The following is a 22,224-nucleotide window of genomic DNA, read 5'->3' on the forward strand; positions in this document are numbered from 1 at the left end:
TATTAATCAACTTTATAATCAATTAATGTAGAAAAATATTTAAAGAAATTAATAAGAAAAAAATTTAATCCTGTAATATTTGTTTCATAATATTTTTGATCCAAAAATAATTTGTTATCAATAATTTCAAAGTTTTTTTCTCATAAATATGTATATAAGATAAAAATATTATTTTTATCTATTTTATTTTTTAAAAATTCATAGACATTATAAAGACTTTGGGATTCATCACCAGTAAAAATAAAAATATAAGAATATTCAAAATAATGTGATTGATTTAAATTATTTACGCTTTTTGATAAATCAAAAATAGTAGTTTTATAATTTTTTTGATTTAATAAATCAGATAAGAATATTGATGAGAAAAATGTTTCGTAAGATGATATTATAACAATTTCCTTATTGTTTTCCAAAATAATTTTCTTAAATAAATTTATTTTAAAATCAGTATCTTTTGTAAAACTTGTAAAATTAACAAATAATTCTGAAATTTTATTTGCTTTATTAGTTTTAATATCAATAAAATTATTTTTATATTCCATCTTTAAAATTATAATTAACTCACGATAACCCGAAAGTGAAATTGCTTTTGAAAAATTTGTAATTGTAGCTTCACTTACATTACAAATTTTTGCCAATTGTTTTTGTTTTCTAAAATTATTATTTCAAAAATCTTTTAATATTTGTTGACTAACAATTTTAAAAGTATCATTAATATAATTTTTACTTATTTTTTCAATTTTTTTATATAATAGCTCATTCATTTTATCTTTGTTCTTTTTTCTCTTTACTCAAAAGTATTATATATCTTATTTTTTTTATTCATTATTTTAAAAGTAATTGTAAAATAATTTTAAATATTTTAGATAAATGTAAAATAATTTATTCATAAAAAAATTAAAACTTTATTTTTGTATAATAAATTAATTAGAATTAATTTTAAAATAAATGCATATATGTTAAAATAGAATATGGTGATAACTTATGAATAAAAAAATATTTGACTTAAATGAAGAATTGGAATTTGATCTTGATTACGTATATTTTAATCAAGGAATAAGCAATTGTCTCCATGATAATATTGCTGAAGATAAAAGAGATAGTTATTTTAAATGTACAAAATGCTTTACTATTTTTACATTTACAAGTATGAAACAAGCATTTAAATTTAAAAAAAGAATTTTAACAAATTTTGATTTTGAACAAGCAGAAAATAACTATAAATTATTAAAAAATGGTGATAAAAATGAAATCTAATACTATTACATTTTTTTATAATAATATGACAATGATTATGTTGCACCTTGATAAATCAGTTGGATTATTAGCAGACTTTGAAAATTGAAGTGAAAAAGAAGATCAACAAATAGATTTATTAAAAAAAATAGCATTAAAAGAAAAATTAAAGACAACTCTTTTTGTTTTAAGCAATAGAGAAATGAATTATGGTCTTTGAAACTCTAAAAATATAATTAAAAAGGCTGAAGCAAATAAAATTGATTATGTAGTTTTTTATCAATTAAATCCAATGATTAATTCTATGAATGATATTGATCTTTATAAAAATATTAGTGAATTTTTAAATATAAATAAAATGATGGTAGCTAAAAACTTTAATTTACCAGAAGCAAATAAATTTTCTACAAACTTTATTAAAAAATGTTGAGAAAAGGATGCAATAATAATTGATTCTAAAGAAACAAAAGATCTTGAAAATAATTTAAACTTATTAAAGGAAAGTAAGTTTAAAGAATTTGAAAAAATAAATAATTTAAATTATCAATTTACTGGAAGAGTAAGTGAAGGCAAAAAGAGGGGAAGAACAATTGGTTTTCCTACAATAAATTTAATAACAGAAGAATTTATAGTTTTAAGTTATGGAGTATATGCTTGTGATGTTTATGTTGAAAGCTTGGAAACACACTATTTAGGATCTGGATGTTATTGAAAAAATGAAATGAATCAAGATGTTTTTGAAGTGTTTTTAATAGATTTTGACAAAGAAATTTATGGCTGAAAAGTTGAAGTTACTTTGCTTGAAAAATTAAGAGAAAATATTAAAGTAAGTGGTTTTGAGGAATTAAAAGATTTACTAAAAAAAGATGTTAAAAATACACTTAAATTTAAAAAATATATAAAATAACATTAAAAATATCAGCTTCTAAATTTTAAAAGCTGATATTTTTTTAAAGTAAAAAAACTAAACTATTATGTGAGATATTTACTTTAATTGAATTATGTTAAAATAATTATGAAAGAAATGAGCAATATAAACTATGGAAAAAGAAAAATTTTATTTAGGAAGTCATGTTGGAATGAATGCAGCCAATAACTATTTGATTGGTAGTGCAAAAGAATCAATTGAAAATGGAGCAAATACTTTAATGTTTTTTACAGGAGCTCCACAAAATACTAGAAGAACTGAAACAAGTAAACTTAATATTGTTGAATTTAAAAAAATGCTAATTGATAATAATATCGATATAAATAAGGTTATTTGTCATGGACCATATACAATAAATTTAGCAAATACAGTAAAACCTGAAACTTTTGAATTGGGAGTTAGGTTATTAAAAGAAGAATTAATGAGATTAGAAGAAATTGGTGTACATACTGTTGTATTGCATCCAGGTGCAGCTGTTGGAGCTCCAAGAGAACTTGCATTGGCCAATGTTGCCAAAGGGTTAAATATGGTATATAAAGCCCTACCAAATACTCCAGTAAAAGTTGCTTTAGAAACTATGTCAGGAAAAGGAACGGAAGTTTGTATTACATTTGAAGAAATTAAAACAGTACTTGATTTAGTCGAACAAAAGGATAAAGTTGGTGTATGTTTTGATACATGTCATATGCATGATGCAGGTTATGACGTTAAAAATAACTTTGATGAAGTTGTTAAAGAATTCGATGAAAAAGTTGGTTTAGATAAGTTAATGGCTATTCACTTAAATGATAGTAAAAATCCTATTTCAAATCATAAAGATCGTCATGAAAATATTGGATATGGTTATATTGGCTTTGATTCACTTGCAAATATTGTTCATAATCCATTATTTAAAGAAATACCGATTGTTTTAGAAACACCTTGAATTGATGGAAAAATAAGTCCATACAAGGTTGAAATTGAAATGATTAAAAATAATAAATTTACAAATCCTTTTAAAGATAAGGAAATTAAGTAAAAAACTGCTTTTAAAGCAGTTTTTTACTTAATTATGAAATAAATTTAATCTTAGTCTTAAGGTTTTATCTGGAACTACAATATTTTCATTAATTTCATTAATTTCATTAAAAAAATTTGCTTGAAAATAATCATTTTCTAGTGTCCTCAACATTGAAACTAGTGTTAAAAATTCGACTCAAATATATTGATTTTCACTATATTGTTGCATTTCATCTAGATCAATTTGGCAATCATTAAATAATCTATTAAGGTTAAACTTATATCTTTTTAAGCATTCTTTATCAAATAAGCTAACTATCTTTAAATCTGCATAAATTTCTTTAAAATTTATTAATACTTTTATACATAATTCATTAATTTGTCTATTTTTTAATTCTGGTTGTTGATTATTGCCTAATAAATGAAATAAAGTATTCATTTTGACATTATCATCTAAAAAATCATCACTCATCACTAAATTTCTTCTTTATTTAATAATATATTAATGTAAAATAATAGTGAATTAAGGTGAAAAAAATGAAAAAATTACTTACAATTTTAACTGGCTTATCAATAATTGTTACTCCAGCAACTCAAATAGTTAGTTGTAAAATAACAAGTGATAATACTTTTAAAAGCTTCAAAGATATTGAAAAATTTTGAGGAACAAAAACTCATAATACAATTGTTTTTAATAAAGATGCTACTAATGATAGTGATAAAATAACAGAAATTAATACTGAAATAAAACAAATAATTGCAAATAACTTTACTAATCAAGAAGATGTAAATAAAATATTTGGTATTGGTGATGATAAAATTGTAGAAGATAAAATTGAATTTCAGTTTTATAAAACTAATACGGGTTTTCCAATTGGTGAAGATAAGGCTTCGAAAAAAATTCAATTAGCTAATGAAGAAGAAATTAAGGACTCAGAAACTATTATTGATTATTTGAATAGTTCTTTTAATGAGAATAAACATAAGACAATTCCTGTTTATTTTAAATATAAAGAAATAAAGGATGATGGAAACGAAACAGAATTTAATAAAAAATACTTAGAATTAAAATTTACAAATATCCCAGAAATGACTGATTTAGTTTATGAAGGTGAGGGTCAAGACAGTATTTTTGGAAATATTGAAAATACAATTAAAATTGAAAAATACTTTTTTAATGACTTATACAATTTAATTGATAAAACTCAATCAAAAGAAGTAAATTTGGATTTTTTAGAAAAAAATAAGACAGTTACAATAAAATTTATAAAAGGTATCTTAAAAGCAATTAAAGAAGCTTCTGAAAATCAATTTGATTTATCAAATAGTTTAGAGTGAACTTATGTAAAGAATCCTCATAATAGTGATGAAAAAAATTATGAATGAAAAGTTCTATCACCTGAAGCAAAATTATATAAGGATTTAATAACGTCAAAAGATGAACCTACAAATCCTAATTTATTGAATGGCTTTAAAGAACTAATAAATAAATTTAAAGCTGGTAAAGAATGAAAAACTACAAATGATAATGATTATAATTGATTAGGATTAAAAGGTAAAACTTTTGTTTTAAAAGAATAAAAAAGAAAGATAAAAAAAGAAAATGGAAAAAACAATTACCATATTAAAAAAAAGAAGAAAAAATACAATTCAAATTTTATATAGACTTTTTTTATTAGAAGAAGATATAAATAAAATAAAACAAGAAGTTTTAGACGGTTTTCAATTAGATAGTTTGGATGAAGAATTAAATAATTATATCTTTGATATATTAGAAAATACACTTGAATACAAAAAAATAATTTCATCATTATTGCCTGAATTATGAAACTGAACTAGATTGCCTAAAATTATTCAAGCAATTTTAGTTAATGCAGTTTATGAAATAAAAAAAGAAATAACTCCAAAGGCAATAATAATAAATGAAAGTATCGAATTAACAAGACAGTATTTACCAAGCTTTGAAACAGCATTTGTAAATGGTCTTTTAGATAATATAAAATAAGAGGGTAAATATATGAGTATTACAAATTTCACAAATTTAAAAAAAGATTTAAATGATCATCTGCTTTTGATGGCAAAAGAAATCAAACTTTTAATTTATAAGGAGTTTAAAAATTATATTTTTAAACAAAAAATAAGTTCTTATGATGAAGTTAAAGAAAATTTTTTAACAAAAGCTTTTTGTGAACTTTCAACTTATTGTTATCTACAAAGTTTTGAATATAAGATTTTTAATTCAAAAAATTATTTATTAATAAAAGATTATTTAAAAAAATCAAAGAGAAAATTTTCAAAACAACATTTTGAAAATGTTGTTTTCATAACTGCAACTAAAGTATCAAAAAAAGATGTAGAGATTCAAAATTTAATTCACAAACTTACAGATGACGTAAATGTAAATGTAACAATTAGAAATTTAGACTGATATAATAATCAGCACTTCTTAAAGTATGCAAAGTTAGATAGAAAAATTTCTCACTATCAAGACCAATTAATCAAATTACTAAAAGTTTATGACAAAGAATTATTTAATGTTTTATCTAATAATATTTTTAGTGGAACTAAAATAAGTTATAAGAATGAGTGAAATCAATTTTTAGCAAAAAATATTGTAAATAGTTTAGGTAAATTTCTTTATACACCGTTTAATTACGATGAATTAAAATACGAAAATAAAATAGAAAAGTTATCTGAAGTAATAGCAGAAGATACAATTTATGTTTTTTTCAACAATGTTGAAGTAAAAGAAGACTATAAAACTACCTTAGTAAATGATTTAAAGTTTTTTACCAACTTTATTAAAGATGATGGACCTATTTTCACAGTAGATAAAAATAATTTCTTTAGTTTATTAAAACCATTATCTTTAAGAAACTTTAAAAATTTTAATGAGCTCATAAAATATTTATCTAAAAATCAAAAAAGAAAACCAGAAATAGAATTAACAACAAATAATTCTAAGACGTCAGATACTTTAAATTGATATTGAAATAAAATTTTAGAAAATAATGATAAAAAAGAAGAAAAAGTTGAATTAAACAAAGTAAATACTTCTTTTGAATCTGAAGAAGAGCAAGACTTAGAAAAAACAGTTACTTTTAATGATCATGAAAATTTAGCGGATTTATCAAACGATAATATTTTTGAACCACAAAATGATAACTTAAATCAAATAGAAAACAAAGATGAAAATAATAATGAAATCGAACAAACTATTTCAAATGAAAAAATACTTAGATTTAAAAACTTTATAAAACTATATGAGGAAAGTAAAGATGAAATAGAATTATTAACTGATAATTATGATCAAGATAAATATCTAAATTTTAAAGAATCGGTTAATAAAAAAAATATATGAGATTTATCAAATTTTATTGATAATAAATATGATGATTTAGTTTTTTATTTAAAAAATAAAAAAATATTAAAACAAGATTTAGTAAATTATGAAATTTTATATTTAAAAACAAAAAAATTTATTGAAGAAATGAATTAAATAATAAAAAAAGCAGATAATATTTAAGAGGTGCTAAAATGACAGAAATGATCTTTAAAATTACTGACTTCACAGATATGTTAAAAGAATATCTTGAAGATTCAAATACTTTTAAAAATGTAAATGTAAAAGGTGAGATTGCTAATTTAACTCTTAATAAAACAGGGCATATTTATTTTTCGCTTAAAGATAGTCAAGCAAAAATTGATTGTGCAATTTGAAAAACTAATGCAAGTATTTTTACAAATTTAAATATTAGAGAGGGAACTGAAATTATTGCAAGAGGTTCTTTATCATACTATAAACCAACAGGAAAAATAACTTTTGTTGTTTATGATGTTCGAGTAGATGGAGTTGGAGAGCTTGCTCTTTTATATGATAAAAGATATAAAGAATTAAAAGAGCAAGGATGATTTCTTGATGAATTTAAAAAGCCAATTACTAAATTTCCAAAAAACATTGGTATAGTAACTGCTGCAACAGGTGATGCAATTAGAGATTTGATTACAACTGTTAAAAGAAGATATCCACCAGTAAATATATTTTTATTTCCAGCTTTGGTTCAAGGGGATGGAGCAGCAAAAGATATTGCTAAAAAAATAAGACAAGCAAATGAATTTGAAATAAAAATTGATACTTTAATAGTTGGAAGAGGTGGAGGAAGCTATGAAGACCTTTGATCTTTTAATGAAATGGAAGTTCTTGAAGCAATTAGAGAAAGTCAAATACCAATAATAAGTGGTGTTGGACATGAACCTGATATAACTTTAACAGATTATGTTTCTGACTTTAGAGCTTCAACACCCACTGCAGCTGGAGAAAAAGTAACTCCTGATAAAGAAAGTGTATTACAGGCTTTATCTACAAAAACTAATGAATTTGGTAAAGTGTTAAAAACTAAAATTGAAAAAATAATTATAGAAGTTGATAATCTATCTTCAAAATTAAATTTAAGTATTAAAAATAAATTTAATCAAATGATTAATAATTTTAAAAATACTTCTATAAATTTTAATTCAATTATTCTTAACAAATTAAAATTTATAAATACTACTTTTGAAAATAATATTTCAACTTGAAAAAGAAGTTTAATTAATAAATTAGAAAAAAATATTATAGAGTTAAAAACTTATAAAGAAAAAATTGAATTACAAAGTCCTTACTTGCCATTATCAAAAGGTTATTCAATTTTAAAGCAAGATAATAAAGTTATCAGATCTATTAAAGAAGTATCAAAAAATAAAATTATAAAAGCAGTCTTAAAAGATGGTACTGTTAATTTTAAATTAGAAAAGGGAAGTGAATAACATGAATAAAAAAAATTTTAATGAGTTATTAGATGAAATAAAAAATATATCAGATAAATTAAATGATTCAAATACTTCAATGGAAAATTCTATTGAGTTATTTAAAAAGGGAACTGATATGATTAAAGAAGCTAAGGAGCAATTAACTTTTCTTGAGGGTGAAGTTAAAAAAGTTTTAGATAATAATGATGTAACAAATTTTTAAAAATCTGGTTTTAACCAGATTTTATTTTATACTTTTAATATTTTATTTGCTTCTTCATCAATAATTAAATTAAAATTTGGATGCAATGTTAATATAGAAGATGGAACTTCCTCTATAATTGGACCATTTATTATTTTATTAATTATGTCTGCTTTGTTTTCTCCATTAGCAATCATAATGATATTTTTGCTTGCCATTATTTCCCTAGGTCCCAAAGTAACATAGTGACTGTGAAACAAATTTGCATCTAACTTAGGTACACTAAGATTTTTTTCTAAATCTTCATTATTAATTAATCTTGTTGTGTCACCAAATTTTGTAACTCCTGATAGGTTTCCACAAAAGTGACCATCAGTACCAATACCTAATAAAACTAAATCTAAACCTCCATCTTTTTTTAATTGACTTATATATTCTTTTCAATTTAAAATATTCATTTTTTTAATATTCTTTTCATTTATTTTAGCAGGTAAATAAAATATATTTTCTAAATCTTCAATAGTTACTCCCTTTGAAAGATCTTTTTTATAAGGAATTTCATCAAAATTATAGAAGTGTATTTTACTTATGTCCTTAATTCTAGTTAAATTAGCAATTAACTTTTTATAAAAAAGTAGAGGAGTTTTTCCTCCAGTTAATGCAATATTAATTCTTTCTTTATTATTTTTATTAATAATATCTATAAATAAATCTAAAGTCATATCACTCATTTCATCATAATTTTTTGTTTTTATAATATTCATATTTCAATTCCTTTCTTCTAATTCAATTTTAAAATAAGATCTTTGTTATTTACTTTCCAAAAGGGAAAGTAAATAACAAAAAAAACATAAACATTTTGTTTTTTTATACACTCAATATTGTAAAATAAGATAGGTGAAACAAATGAAATTAGCAGATTTAAAAAATTATAAAACCTTATACAAAATGAAAGATAATAAAAGTTTAATACAATTAGCACAAGAAATAAGATTTTTTTTAAATGACTTTGTAAAAATAAACAAGGGTCATATTGGAAGTAATCTTGGAGTTGTAGAATTGACATTATCTATTTTAGCTTATTATAATTTAGATGAATCAATAGTTTTATTTGATACAGGTCACCAATCACATATTTATAAACTTTTAGTTCATGGATTAAAAAAATTTAAAACATTAAAAAAATTTAATGGCTTAAGTAACTTTCAAGAAATAGCGGAGTCTAATCATGATTGAATTAGTACTGGACATAGTTCAACTTCAATTGCTTATCAATTCGGTTATGCAATTGCAAGCGATAAAAAAAATATTATTTCTATCATAGGAGACGCTGCCTTTTTAGGTTCATATACATTAGCAGGTTTACTTAATTTACAAAATGCAGAAAAAAAAACTATTACAATCTTAAACGATAACAATCAAGCAATTGGAGAAAATTCAATAAAAATAAAAGATATGAAAATGTATGTTGAATCTTTAGGATTAAAATATATTAAATGTGAAAATGGTAATAATTTTAATCAACTTTTTAAAGCATTAGATCAAGCCAATGAAGAAAAAAGACATGTTGTAATTCATTGTTTTACTAAAAAAGCACTAGGTTATAGTGGAGAAGAAAATCTATTTGAAAAACATTCTCTAGAACCTAATATTGTAAATAACTATTCCAAATTAATAGCTATTGAATTGGAAAAATACTTTACAAAAAATGATTATTTAATTTGTCCTGCAATGTTAAATTCTTCAAATTTTACTAACTTAAAAAATAAATTTAAAAATAATGTAATTGATGTTGGTATAAATGAAGAATTTAGTGTATTAGTAGCTTGTGCAATAGCAAATACAAATAAAAAGACTTTTATTTCAATTTATTCAACGTTTTTTCAAAGAACTTTTGATCAATTAGTTCATGATGTCTTTAGAAATAATTTAGCTATGAACTTTTTAATAGATAGGGGAGGTTTAAGTTACAGTGGGGGAGTTAGTCATCATGGAATATATGATTTATTCATGATAAATAACTTTAATCAAGCTATAATTTGCCAACCATATAGTATTAATGACTTAAAAAATATGATTAAACAGTCATATTTAACAAATAATAAACAATTTTTTTTAAGATATGAAAATTTGGAAGCTATTGAAGATAAAATAGATTCAGAATTCAAAATTGGTGATTGACAAGAATTAATTTTTAATAAAAATAACAATATTACTTTAATTAGCTATGGAAATGTATTAAGTGAATTTAAAAATTATATAGAAACAAATAATTTAAAAATTAACTTAATAAATGCGAGATATATTAATCCAATAGATATTAAATTACTTGAAAAACATAAAACAAATAAAATTTTTGTCTATGAGCAAGTAATTAATAGGAATAATTTATTTACAAATATTAAAAATAGATATAATAATCTTAATATATATAGCTTCTCATTTGATAAAATTAATATAAAGCATGGTGAGAAGGAATTATTACTAAAAGATTTAAACATGGACATTGAAACAGTTATAAAGAAAATATTTGAGGGATAAAAAATGAAAGATATTATTGATAAAAATTATTTTTTAGAAAAAATTTCAAAAGATAAAGAAATTGTTGACTTACTTCATAAACAAACTAGTAAAGAAAATGTTGAATTTTTTGATAACTTAAAAGAACTAAGAAGAATATTACATTTAAAAACAAAAACTGATAAAAAAATTTTATTAGAATATGATAAATTAATTATTATTCCCACAGGTTCAGAAGATACTTTGATAAGAGAGTTAAATCAATTTAATAGGGAATTATATGATAACTTGCCTGAACATTATATTTTAAATTTTGAAAATCAAAAAAATAAAATAGATAATACTAGTATCAACTTAAAAAAAATTGATGAAAAAAATATTTTAAATATTTCAGAACCATTTAAAGAGAATTCTTCATTAGAACTAGATGATGATATTCTTTATACAAAAGAAATGGATCCATTAGTTGAGAAAACAATTCAAGACTTTGGAGAGTCAATATCAAAAGAATCTAATCAAAATAATTTTTTAAAAAATCTTTTAAAAGAAGATAATTTTCAATCTGAAGTTCTTAAAAACAGTGAAGAAATTTATGTGGAATCTAATGAAGAAAAAGATAAAATGCTTTTAGATATTAAGGATTCTTTAAGCGAAGGTAACTACAAGAAATTGAACTTAACAAAACCGTTTTCATTATCAACAACTAAATATATGAAAAAACTAGAAAAAATAAAAAAAGGTTTTGAAGATACATATGGTAGTGAATTATTTAAGAAAATAAGTAAATGAGTACATAAAGAAAATCAACTTTATGAAAATATTGAAAATAACAAAAAAATAAGTAATTTAAAAGAGCGAAAAATAAACCTAACAAAGAAAAGAAAATTTAAAAAATAAAAATTCCAGGAGATAATTTTATATGAAAAAAAGACTTGATCAAATTCTATTGGATTTAGAATTAACTGAAAACAGAAATAAAGCAAGAGGTTTTATAATTGATGGAAAAGTTTTAGTTAACGAAGAAAAAATAACTAAACCTGGAACATTATTTGATCAAGAAAAAATAATAATAAAATTATTAAAGCAAGAAAAGGAATTTGTAAGTAGAGCTGGAAATAAATTGCAAAAAGCAATTCACTATTGAAATATTAATATTGAAAATAAAGTTTGTTTAGATATTGGTTCTTCAACTGGAGGTTTTACAGATTGTTGCTTACAAAATAATGCAAATTATGTTTATGCAATTGATGTTGGGACAAATCAATTAGATTGAAAATTAAGAAATAATCCAAAAGTTAAATCTTTAGAAAAAACTAATTTTAGAATTGTAAATAAAACTTTTTTTGAAAAAGAAATTAATTTTTTTTGTTGTGACGTAAGTTTTATTTCAATAGAAAAAATATTATTACCATTAAAAGATATTGTTGAAGAAAATACTAGTGGAGTTATTTTAATAAAACCTCAATTTGAATCAGATCGTGAAGATGTAAAAAATGGTAAAATAAATTCAAAAGAAGGACATATAAAATCAATAAAAAGAGTTATCAAATATTGTAATCAAAATAATTTCTCAATAATTGATATTAATTGATCTCCAATTCTTGGTAGTAAGAAAAAAAATATTGAGTATTTATGCTATATTAAAAAAACAAATAATGTAAAAAATATTTTTAATGTAAATTTAATTTTAAATCTTGTAAATGAATGTTGGGAGTTTTTTGAAAATAATGGAGAATAATAAAAAAGTAATTTTTTTGTTAGACATGGATGCTTTTTTTGCAAGCTGTCATATAGCAAAAGATCCAAGTATTAGAAATAAAAATGTTGTTGTTGCTTCACCAAATAGAAGAGCTATTGTTACTACAGCAAGTTATAATGCAAGAAAATTTGGAATAAAAGCAGGAACACCAGTTTTTAAAGCAATGGAAATGTGTAAAGATCTTTACATTGCTAATTCTGATTTTAGTTTGTATATTGATTATTCAGAAAAAGTTTTTGATATCATTTATAATAATTTTACAAAAAATTTTGAAGTAGCTTCAATTGATGAGTGCTATATTGATATGACAAAAAGTTGAAAAAAATATGGTTCTGTTAAAAAAGCTGCTCAAGCAATTATAGATATGATTTACAAAGAAACTGGTCTAACTTGTTCAATTGGAATTAGTACGAATAAATTTTTAGCAAAAACTTGTGTAGATTTTAATAAACCAAAAGGTATTTCATTTTTATTAGAAGAAGAAATACAAGAAAAACTTTGACCAATGAATGTTGAAAAAATGTTTATGATAGGACCAGCAACTCAAAAAATTTTAAATCAAAATAATATTTTAACTATAAGAGATTTAGCTTTAATGGACTTAAAATTTTTAATTGAAATACTAGGTAAAAGGGGAATGACGCTTTGATACTGAGCTAATGGTAAAGGCAACGATGAAGTCTCAAGAGAAGCTAGTGAATTTAAATCAATTGGTAATGAATTGACTTTAAATTTTACAACAACTAATCATGAAGAAATTGAAGAAATAATTTATGAGTTAAGTTTAAAAATTGCTGACAGAGCAAAAAAAAGATTTTTACAAGGAAAAACTATTACAATAGTTGTTAAATATTTAGACGATAATATTACTGAATTTTATAATGATAAGTTAAGAAAAAAACATATTACAAAACAAGATTCTGTTCAAGAACCTACAAATAATCCAGAAATAATTTATTCAATTGCAAAACAATGTTTTTATGAACTATGAACTGGTCAACCAATATTATTGTTGGGAGTTCGAATAAGTAATTTATCTAATCAAATTGAACAAACAAAACAATTATCAATTGATGAAATAGATTTATTAGAAGGAATAAACTATAATGAGGTTGAAAAAGTTATTTATAACTTAAATTTAAAATTTGGAAAAGACAAAATTTTTACTGGGGAGAAGTTATTGAAATATATGGAAAAAAATATAGTTCAATCTAAATTTTTAAAAAATGATGATGTGCATATTTCTAATGAACAAATTATTAATAAATGAAAAAATAAATAGGGGGTGGTTATTATATGAAATATCGAATTGATGATTTAATTTTAGAACTACATTCAATACATAATCAATTAAATAAATTTTTATTTTCTAATACCCTTTCACAAGTTAAAATAAATATTGAAACTAGTAAGCGAAAAAGTAGGTTAACATTAGGTCATTTTGATACAGCAAAAGATTGATCAGATGAGTTAAATCAAATAACTATATGAACTTTAGCTTTAAATGGAAATTATTTGAACATAATAGGGGTACTTGTTCATGAAATGGTACACCAATACAATTTTGAAAGAAATATTAAAGACGTTGAAAACAATCAAAGACATAATAAACATTTTAAAAAAACTTGTGAAGAGGTAGCAATGCTAACTGTGGTTAAAAACTCTAGACGTGGTTTTTCATCCACTTCCCCTACACTAGATCTTATAAATTATATTGAAAATCAGTTAGATTTTAATAAAGACCTTTTTAAGTCTCTAATGCACAAAGATGCTATTAATTATCAACCAAAGGGTTATAATAAAAGTAATAAGTATCTTTGTAAAGGCTGTGATACTATTATAAACAATTCAAGAGAAGTAGCATTAAATATAAAATGTATGGACTGTAATATAATGTTTCAAATATTATAAAAAAGTGCATATTGTAATATGCACTTTTTTTGTAAAAATAAGATATTTTAGCCTTAATTAAACACTTAATAATGTTAAAATTGTATTGAATAACTACTTTAAAATAAATTCTATGGAGGTTTTTATGTCAGGAATTGTACCAAAGTTTTGCCCTACTCATTTAAAAATTCATACTTGTGAGTTGCAAAATGTCTTTAATAAAAATAAATTGATTCAAGAAGACCTTAATGCAAAAATTAGAAGAATGCATGGTATTCAAACTGAAGAAGAAATTAACCAAAGTCAATCAAGACAAAAAGATGCTCCAGGTAGTATTGGTGACATTTTATCAAAAGCAAAACTTAGAATTAAAAAAGAAAAAGAAAAAATAGCTAAACTTTCATTAGATGAAACAGAAACAAATGTAGTTACTAGTGAAGAAATTAATGACAGGATTGCAATTTTAAAAGCAAAAATGAATAAGTCTAAAACACCCTCTTCACTTTCAAAAACTTCAAGTGATCTACAAAAAGTCATTGAAAATGCTCAAACTTATAAAAAAGAGCATCCAGAAACTCAATATAAGGCCCTTAAAGGAGTAAATAAAAGTAATTCTAGTGAAATAATACTACCAAGAACAAAAAGACCTTCCATTGTCTCTAAAAAGGGCAATTTAACTACTATTGAACCTAATAAAATTCAAGAGCTTAAATCTAAAACAATAAAACCAGTAAGTAAGACAAAAATTAATGATAAAATGTTTACCCAAGAAGAAACCCAAGAATTAATTCAACAAGCTGTTAAAGAAGCATTAAAACAAGTTGGTTTAATCAAAGATGATAATAAAAGTAACAGTATTAAAAAACCAGTTGCAAAAAAACCTATAAATAAAAATAAAAAATAAAAATCAAGATTTAAATCTTGATTTTTATTTAAAATGTCAGTTTTTTTTCATAGATTACAAGAACTAACCCCTTTGTATTAGTTCAATTAAATTATCAATATCTTTTAAAAATTCTTTTTTATTTTTATTATTATTTAAAACATAATCAAATTTAGTATTTTTAAGTTTTTTCATTTGAAATTGTGTAATAGACTCTATTTCCTCTAGTTCCCTATTATCTCTTCGTTTGACAATTTCTAATCTTTTTTCATTATCCATTGTTAATAATATTTTCTTATCAAACTTTAGTTTAATCCCACTTATAACTGCAGCTTCAATAAAAATTAATTCTGCACCCTTTTCAATTTCAATAATTTTTTTAATTTCATTTGAAATTAATGGTCAAGCAATTTTAGTAAATTTTTCATTAAGTTTATGATTATTAAATAAAAACTTTCTTAAAATCGATCTTTCAATTTGATTTTCATTCATAACTTCTGGCATAAATTTTCTAATAAAATCTAATATTTTATTATCATAAAGAATATCTTTAGAAACTTTATCAGCTTGAATTACTTTTATTTTAGGGTTTTTGCTTAAATGATCTAGCAAAGTTGTTTTACCAGTTCCAATAAAGCCACTAACTCCAATTATTTTCAATAAAAACACCTCTTTTAATTATGTTGATTATAAATTATTTTGTTAACATAATTGCTAATAATTGGTTTTATTGGTGAAACGTTTTTTATTATTTCTACACAAATATCTCTATAACCTTTAAAATCTCTATTATTTTTTGCAGTTTCCAATCTATTAATGACATTTGTTTTTTGATCAATATTTTTATAATTGTTCAAAACCTTATTTTTCAAACAGAAACCTACTTTTGGCAATAATTCTTTTTTTCTGAAAGTAATTGCCAAAATTTGTTCAAGTTTTATTTCTGCTGCCAATAAATCTCATGTTTTTAATGCGAAATGATAATCTTCAATTAACTCTTCTAAATCACTTTTATATCTACCAAAAAAATTGCTTTTTGAATTAGAGATTAGTTTTTCAATCAAATTTACAAATTCGATATCAACTGTAGAAAATGATTTTATTTCTTTTTCTATTTCATTTGAAATAGTTAATCAATCATTGCTTTTTGAATCCTTTATTTCTTTTGACTTTTTTATTGTATTTCAATACAATAAAGTATCTGTATTATCTGATTGCTCTAATAATTTAATTATTTTTTTATAAAATAGAACGCACTTAGTTTCAATTAATGGATCAAAAGTTTTATCTTTTAATGCTTTTTCATTATAAATATCTTCAATTTCTGTTATATTTCCAAACTCAGTTGTCTGTAAAGATTCAATTCGATTATGTTGATTGTTTTCACTATTTCTTCAATTTGCTTCAATTTTCTTGTTTTCAATATTTTTTTCAAGATTATCATCATTTTTTAATTCAGAAATTTCTTGTTTTACTTCAACGTTATTATTAATAGTTTCAATAACTTCAATTTGCTTAATTATTTCATTATTTTTCTCTGACATTATTTCTTTTAATTCTTCATAATTTTTAGGCTCAACTATTTCAATTGTTTTAATTTCCTCATTATTAAGATTTGTAGATAAATTCGTTTTTTTGACTTTTAAATCCTTTTGTTTTTTTGGTTTTTCGTTTCATTTTTTTTCTTTAATTTTAGGTTTTTTAACTTTAGTATATTCATCTAATAATTTTGTACCAGCTTGAAAATCAAATGTTTTTAAAACAAGCATATTAATTGATCATCAACTACATTCACCAAATATAGCTCCAATAAATCCTAAAATTAAAGCTAGAAATTGAATAATAATTGGCATTATAAATCACATAACTTTATCAATCATTTTGTAAACTTGTTCAGGATTGTTAACACCTTGTAATTTTGAAAATGCTCCATAAGATAATCAATAAATTTGTCCAAATTGACCATCTAATTGTTGAACAATTTTAACTGTAATTGTTTCATCAATTGTTATAAAATTTGAGGCACTAAATTGAAATGCTATTCCCATAAAAAAAGGTGATGCAGATATTAAAGATAAAGTCATTGTTATCATCAATAATACTAAAAAAATTCAAACAAAAATCATTGTAAATTGATAACTTTTGATTGGTCTAACAATTCTAGAAATTCCCATTGTAGTTTTAGTTCTATAACCTACACTATGAATTATTAATCTACTACTTAAAAATATAATTACTATTAGACTTAAAATCATTGGCAAAAAAGAAATTAATGTTTTGCTTGGCCCCACTATTCACGATTTACCATTGTATAAAAATATTGACAGTATTTTTTGATAATTTTCTCCTAAAATAGCATTATTAATTGCTTCAATATTATTTTTATTTATTATTGGTGAAATAACTAGTAATGTTGAATATATTAATATAATAGAAGAAAAAATAATTAAAGCAATTATCATAAATTGTGATTTTTTATTATTTTTTAAAATTTTTACTTTGCCCATGATATAACATCCCCATAAAACTATATTAATTATATAATATTTTTTCCACTTTTTTTAGATAATGATTTTTATAAAAAAAATTCTATTTCATAATAGAATTTTTTTATTTTAATATTTAATAAATTGTTCAAAATCAGATTTTAAATCTCTGTATGTTAGACAATCATTGATTAACTTAACTTGATTTTCAATTAATTCAAAAATTGAAAATTTAAACCTTTGATCTCCAGAAAGATAAATTCCATCTTGCTCTATTTTATGCTCTGGTGATAAACAATAAGGCATAATTTCCTTATTTATAACACTTTCATTAAAGTATTTAAATAATGGTCTATACTCTCCTCTTCCTGGTCCTAAATTAACTAATCCAATTGCCATTTTTGGATCTATTACAAAAATACTTAAAATATTAATTTTGGTTCTATCATCAATAAAATTGGCAACTGTCTTATTTGTTAATAAAAATGTTTCTCTATCTAAGTCAGATATTCTAAAAAACTTAAAAAAAGTATTATTTACAATATTGTGAAAATATACATCTAAAAATTTGTAATTTTGAGTCACCAAAATATCATAAGGAATAATTATTCTCTTTTGATATTCTTGTAAATCAAAGTTTATTGAAGAGTCTTTAACATATTCATATAAACTTTCAAAAGTTCTTTTACTAAAAATATAATCATACATTTCAAAAAGAACATAACTAACTATATCTAAAATTATTAATCTATAGTCCTCTTGAACTTCTTTATTTAAAACATCAAATATTCTATATTTTTTATTAGAATTTGAAAATGAATACTTGTACTCACCATTTATTATTGTTATTAGGAAATAAAAATATTTTAAGAAAAGAACTTCTTTACCTGTAACTTCAATATTATCTTTATTTTTTTTAATTCTCTTATCAATAATAGCTTTTGCTACTTTTGATATTTGATTAAATTGTTTTATAATTTTTTTAAGATCATAATTTTCATAATCACTAAATAAAACTTCTATAAAAGGTACATTATCAATTCTAATTTCTTCAACTTTATCACTTACAAAATCAATATATTTAAAACAAAAAGTTCCATCTTCATTTTGGGTTTTTCAATTATTTAAAAATTCACTTGGTAATATCAAATTTCTTTTTATTTTTTTCATATTAGCACCTGTCTTATTCATTCTCTATTAATCATAATTGTTTTGTTGGTGAAATTGGTGTTGCAGTTATAATTGTCATTTGAATTTTATCAATAACAAAGTACACTTCATTTTTTAATGTTTTTATATAGATATATTTATTTGTTTCAAAACTATAAGTTGATTTTGCAATCATTTTTAGTATTTTTTCTTTTAATTTGAATTCCTCTTCATCTTTAAGTCTAAGTCTTTCTCTTATTCTTTGAATTGAATGAGTTGAAAATCCATATTTATGTTTATAATAATAACTCATTAAAGTACCTCACCTTTATGATTATAAAGTTTTTTTATATTACATTAAAGTAAAAATAAAAAATCTTCATATAACACTCATATGAAGATTGTATCTTTTAAATAACATTTATTAAGCTTTACTATTTTTTTATTAGTATTTTATTTTTAGATTGAACTTGCACCAAAATTCTAAATAAGATTATATGACAGATAACCCCCATACCCAAATTTTTTTTTTACTCTTAAATTGACTTTTATTAAAAGAATTATCAATAGTTTAAAAACGATATTGGCTTGTTTAATATCTTATTCTGCTAATTTAAATTTTTTCATTTTTTCACCTTGGGTTTATTTTTTTATATCTCATCCAAGATTTTGTCCTGCTTTTAATAATGCCTCTCTTACCATGTATCCATGTGCAACACCATCTGGACAAGATAAATCCAATAACTTTTATTTTACTTTTAGTTAAATTTTCATTTTTAAATTTTTGATTCAAAAATATTTTCTTTGATTTTGAGTTTTTAATCCCTTATTTAAAAACTTTGTTGAGAATTCACTTAATATTGATAAATATATATAATTCTTATTTTCTAAAACTATTTCTGCAAATATATATTTATTTGTTTTCCATATAGAGAATCTCATTCAATTTCTTTTTCTAATTTTACAAATATACAAGCTGATTTATTTATTTATTTTAATCTAGCATTAAGTATCACATACCCACCTTCAAATCCAATTTTACCTCTGTTTCACGATTTTTAAAACCGCTAACTAATGCTTCTTGATTTTAAAATCCAAAGGCTTTACCAGATATAAATTCAAAAGCTTATTTTGTGTATTTAATTTTGTATCCAAAAATATTTGATTTTTATTAAGAATATTTTTTTCCATCTTTTTTGTTTCTATGGTTATAAATTTTTATAACCACACATCTTTTATAAAAATATTGTAAATTTTATAAAATGAAGTAATCAATTCTCATTTTTTTTGAAAAAGGATAATAACTATTAAAAATTATTTTTTAATAAAAAACTCTTTATTTCTCTTCCAGATCTATATTTAATATCCAAATTTTTACTAATTAATCTGTGACATGGAATTAGTAATAAAATTGGATTCTTACTCATACAAGAAGCAATAAAACGAGTATAATCACTCTTATTAATATCTTTTGCAAATTCAGAATATGTTTTATATTCTCCATATTTTAACTTACAAAGTTCTTTTAAAATATCTATTTGTTTATCTGTTAAATTTGGTAAAAATAACTCATCAAAATTTAATTTAAAATCTTCTCTATTCTCAAACTTTTTTAGATATTCAATATATTTAATAAATTCATCATTTTTTAAAACATTTCTTATTTTATAATTTTTGTAAAAATCATGAATATTGTCACGTTCAAAACCAATATAACTCAACTTATTATTAATAATCCCTATTTTAACAACTTCCATTTCAAACATTTTTATTTTAAAAATTTTAAGAACTTTTTCATCCATCAATATCACCCATCTAAATTATATTTAAAAAAACTCAACTGATGCTGAGTTTTTTAATATATTTTAAAAGTTAATTATATTTTATTTAAAATGAAATTACTAAACATCTTTATCCTTTTCATCGTCTTTATTTTTATTATTATGCTTATTTTTTCTATTTTGAAGTTCACTTAAAAAGTTATCAATATCTTTTTGATCTTCATAAATACTTTGATCAATTTCATATTTTCTACCTTGCATTGCTTCTGCAATCATTGTTTGATATTCATTATTAGCTTTTGCAATTTTTTCTCTATCTAATTTAGGATTTAAACAAAGAATTACAATAATTGAAGCAGCTGTCATTAAAAGTGAAACAAAGAATAGTCAAAATAATACTTTAGCTCCTGTCATATTAAATGAAGCATTTATATCATTAATTAAATTTTTAAGTCCTAATTGATTTAATTTATATCATTCATCAAAATTAGCTTTTTCTCCTTGTTGTTTTGCAACACTAAAAAATGAGCTACTTAATTGTGATAATGGTATGTTTGAACCAAAAATCAATGAAAATCCTTTAATAAAACTAAATGACATCATAATCAGAAACATTGAAGGAATAATTAAATTCATTCCGGGAATAATAAATTTTTGTCTATAAGTTTTTGGAGGTTGAAGAATTGTATAAATAGTTCATGTTATTACTAGTGTCATAATGATCATATATGTAATTCCCATAGACCCCGATTGCATTCCCAATGAATTTGCAAAAAGTCAAGCAGCATTATCTGCTTTTAATTTTTCTGCTAAAAACTCCTTTCATTGTTGATGAAATGCTGAAGTAAAGCCATCAATTTGATTTAAGTTATTATCTATTAGAAAAGGTTTTGCAACTTGAACAAAAATAGATAATGCAACAAATAATAGTGTAAAAACCCCAATTGAAAGTGCTAATGACAATTTCAATCATTTTATATATTTTGGTTTACTACTATACGGGTAAAACCTTGGATCTTGCGCGGGATGTAAAGGAACACTTCCCATAAAAGGATTTCCTTGTGCACTTTGTGCCCCTGCCATTTTTGAATAATCAGGTGTTTCTATATTTGGTTTTTCTTTTTGTTTATCAACAATTTCTGGTTCAACTTTACTTTTTTCAGTTGCTTTTAAGTATTTTTCTTTTAATTCTGGTGATACTTTTGAGTTTTCTTTAATAAACTCTTCTGTCAATTCAAAATTTTCATCTGTTAAAGAATCTCTTGATATTTGTAAATTATTAAAGCAATATGTTTGCAAATAAGTAATATCACTTAATATTTCATCAATACTTTTATTATCTGGTTTTACAAATTTTATTTTTTCCTTCGTAATGTTTACTAAAGACTTTCCAAAAAATGGTCCTCATTTTTTATCTTTAAAACTACAACTTTCATCTATTTCTAAAATCAATAAGTCATTAACTAATTCAATTACTTGATTCTTATATTCTAAGCTATTAAGTAATTCAACTCTTAGTTTTTCATTTTTTATTAAATTTGCTAATAAAAATATCGAACTTTGATATATCTTGTTAGCTTCCATTTTTTAACCTCTATTCTTA

General features: G+C 22.2%; 23 protein-coding genes. 14 read left to right on the top strand and 9 right to left on the bottom strand.

The window, feature by feature from the left end; translation table 4 throughout:
• Positions 1–2 precede the first annotated feature (2 nt).
• Entirely contained in the window at positions 3–764 is a 762-nt protein-coding gene (locus AACL15_RS02790; protein ID WP_339033288.1) for a hypothetical protein, read from the bottom strand.
• A gap of 220 nt (positions 765–984) precedes the next feature.
• Between AACL15_RS02790 and AACL15_RS02795 the strand changes: the two genes are divergently transcribed.
• The 3 genes from AACL15_RS02795 to AACL15_RS02805 all read left to right on the top strand — a co-directional run bounded on the left by AACL15_RS02795 (position 985) and on the right by AACL15_RS02805 (position 3,182).
• On the top strand, positions 985–1,257 hold the full coding sequence (locus tag AACL15_RS02795; RefSeq protein ID WP_339033289.1) for a hypothetical protein: 273 nt from the start codon (positions 985–987) through the stop codon (positions 1,255–1,257).
• On the top strand, positions 1,247–2,143 hold the full coding sequence (locus tag AACL15_RS02800; RefSeq protein WP_339033290.1) for a riboflavin kinase: 897 nt from the start codon (positions 1,247–1,249) through the stop codon (positions 2,141–2,143). Before AACL15_RS02795 ends, AACL15_RS02800 begins: the two co-directional genes overlap by 11 nt.
• A gap of 133 nt (positions 2,144–2,276) precedes the next feature.
• Positions 2,277–3,182 (top strand): deoxyribonuclease IV, encoded by a 906-nt coding sequence (locus AACL15_RS02805; RefSeq protein WP_339033291.1) that lies wholly within the window; start codon positions 2,277–2,279, stop codon positions 3,180–3,182.
• Positions 3,183–3,209: 27 nt separating this feature from the next.
• Here AACL15_RS02805 and AACL15_RS02810 read toward each other — a convergent pair whose 3' ends face one another.
• Positions 3,210–3,635, bottom strand: coding sequence for a hypothetical protein (locus tag AACL15_RS02810; protein ID WP_339033292.1), 426 nt, complete (start codon positions 3,633–3,635; stop codon positions 3,210–3,212).
• 65 nt (positions 3,636–3,700) lie between these two features.
• Between AACL15_RS02810 and AACL15_RS02815 the strand changes: the two genes are divergently transcribed.
• The 5 genes from AACL15_RS02815 to xseB are packed head-to-tail and all read left to right on the top strand — an operon-like array spanning position 3,701 to position 8,174.
• Positions 3,701–4,744: a lipoprotein gene (locus AACL15_RS02815; RefSeq protein ID WP_339033293.1), complete on the top strand. Its 1,044-nt coding sequence runs from the start codon at positions 3,701–3,703 to the stop codon at positions 4,742–4,744.
• Positions 4,745–4,766: 22 nt separating this feature from the next.
• Positions 4,767–5,168: a transcription antitermination protein NusB gene (locus tag AACL15_RS02820; RefSeq protein ID WP_339030962.1), complete on the top strand. Its 402-nt coding sequence runs from the start codon at positions 4,767–4,769 to the stop codon at positions 5,166–5,168.
• 12 nt (positions 5,169–5,180) lie between these two features.
• A complete protein-coding gene (locus AACL15_RS02825) occupies positions 5,181–6,662 on the top strand; it encodes a hypothetical protein (protein WP_339033294.1) in 1,482 nt (493 codons plus the stop codon).
• A 38-nt stretch (positions 6,663–6,700) separates the two neighbouring features.
• Complete coding sequence (gene xseA, locus AACL15_RS02830; protein WP_339033295.1) at positions 6,701–7,969, top strand: exodeoxyribonuclease VII large subunit; 1,269 nt, start codon at positions 6,701–6,703, stop codon at positions 7,967–7,969.
• A 1-nt stretch (position 7,970) separates the two neighbouring features.
• Positions 7,971–8,174, top strand: coding sequence for an exodeoxyribonuclease VII small subunit (xseB, locus tag AACL15_RS02835; protein WP_339030956.1), 204 nt, complete (start codon positions 7,971–7,973; stop codon positions 8,172–8,174).
• A 26-nt stretch (positions 8,175–8,200) separates the two neighbouring features.
• Here xseB and AACL15_RS02840 read toward each other — a convergent pair whose 3' ends face one another.
• Positions 8,201–8,917 carry a glucosamine-6-phosphate deaminase gene (locus AACL15_RS02840; RefSeq protein ID WP_339033296.1) on the bottom strand — a complete coding sequence of 239 codons (717 nt, stop codon included), beginning with the start codon at positions 8,915–8,917 and terminating at the stop codon, positions 8,201–8,203.
• Positions 8,918–9,059: 142 nt separating this feature from the next.
• Here AACL15_RS02840 and AACL15_RS02845 point away from each other — a divergent pair, with 142 nt between their 5' ends.
• The 6 genes from AACL15_RS02845 to AACL15_RS02870 all read left to right on the top strand — a co-directional run bounded on the left by AACL15_RS02845 (position 9,060) and on the right by AACL15_RS02870 (position 15,226).
• Positions 9,060–10,694 (top strand): 1-deoxy-D-xylulose-5-phosphate synthase N-terminal domain-containing protein, encoded by a 1,635-nt coding sequence (locus tag AACL15_RS02845; protein WP_339033297.1) that lies wholly within the window; start codon positions 9,060–9,062, stop codon positions 10,692–10,694.
• Positions 10,695–10,697: 3 nt separating this feature from the next.
• Positions 10,698–11,570: a hypothetical protein gene (locus AACL15_RS02850; protein WP_339033298.1), complete on the top strand. Its 873-nt coding sequence runs from the start codon at positions 10,698–10,700 to the stop codon at positions 11,568–11,570.
• 22 nt (positions 11,571–11,592) lie between these two features.
• Positions 11,593–12,411 carry a TlyA family RNA methyltransferase gene (locus AACL15_RS02855; RefSeq protein WP_339033299.1) on the top strand — a complete coding sequence of 273 codons (819 nt, stop codon included), beginning with the start codon at positions 11,593–11,595 and terminating at the stop codon, positions 12,409–12,411.
• Positions 12,401–13,714, top strand: a complete 1,314-nt coding sequence (locus AACL15_RS02860; RefSeq protein WP_339033300.1) for a DNA polymerase IV — start codon at positions 12,401–12,403, stop codon at positions 13,712–13,714. Before AACL15_RS02855 ends, AACL15_RS02860 begins: the two co-directional genes overlap by 11 nt.
• A gap of 14 nt (positions 13,715–13,728) precedes the next feature.
• Complete coding sequence (locus AACL15_RS02865; RefSeq protein ID WP_339033301.1) at positions 13,729–14,343, top strand: SprT-like domain-containing protein; 615 nt, start codon at positions 13,729–13,731, stop codon at positions 14,341–14,343.
• Between the two features lie 124 nt (positions 14,344–14,467).
• Complete coding sequence (locus AACL15_RS02870; protein WP_339033302.1) at positions 14,468–15,226, top strand: hypothetical protein; 759 nt, start codon at positions 14,468–14,470, stop codon at positions 15,224–15,226.
• A gap of 63 nt (positions 15,227–15,289) precedes the next feature.
• On the opposite strand, the gene coaE is transcribed toward AACL15_RS02870, so the two are convergent.
• The 6 genes from coaE to AACL15_RS02900 form a co-directional block, all read right to left on the bottom strand.
• On the bottom strand, positions 15,290–15,865 hold the full coding sequence (gene coaE / locus AACL15_RS02875; RefSeq protein WP_339033303.1) for a dephospho-CoA kinase: 576 nt from the start codon (positions 15,863–15,865) through the stop codon (positions 15,290–15,292).
• 14 nt (positions 15,866–15,879) lie between these two features.
• Positions 15,880–17,712: a hypothetical protein gene (locus tag AACL15_RS02880; RefSeq protein ID WP_339033304.1), complete on the bottom strand. Its 1,833-nt coding sequence runs from the start codon at positions 17,710–17,712 to the stop codon at positions 15,880–15,882.
• A 108-nt stretch (positions 17,713–17,820) separates the two neighbouring features.
• Positions 17,821–18,861: a hypothetical protein gene (locus tag AACL15_RS02885; RefSeq protein WP_339033305.1), complete on the bottom strand. Its 1,041-nt coding sequence runs from the start codon at positions 18,859–18,861 to the stop codon at positions 17,821–17,823.
• A 13-nt stretch (positions 18,862–18,874) separates the two neighbouring features.
• Positions 18,875–19,153, bottom strand: a complete 279-nt coding sequence (locus AACL15_RS02890; protein ID WP_339033306.1) for a hypothetical protein — start codon at positions 19,151–19,153, stop codon at positions 18,875–18,877.
• A 994-nt stretch (positions 19,154–20,147) separates the two neighbouring features.
• Positions 20,148–20,642 carry a methylated-DNA--[protein]-cysteine S-methyltransferase gene (locus AACL15_RS02895; protein WP_339033307.1) on the bottom strand — a complete coding sequence of 165 codons (495 nt, stop codon included), beginning with the start codon at positions 20,640–20,642 and terminating at the stop codon, positions 20,148–20,150.
• Between the two features lie 99 nt (positions 20,643–20,741).
• Entirely contained in the window at positions 20,742–22,205 is a 1,464-nt protein-coding gene (locus tag AACL15_RS02900; protein ID WP_339033308.1) for a hypothetical protein, read from the bottom strand.
• Positions 22,206–22,224 lie beyond the last annotated feature (19 nt).

Source organism: Spiroplasma endosymbiont of Cantharis rufa (assembly GCF_964019665.1).
Classification (GTDB): Bacteria; Bacillota_I; Bacilli_A; order Mycoplasmatales; family Mycoplasmataceae; genus Spiroplasma_A.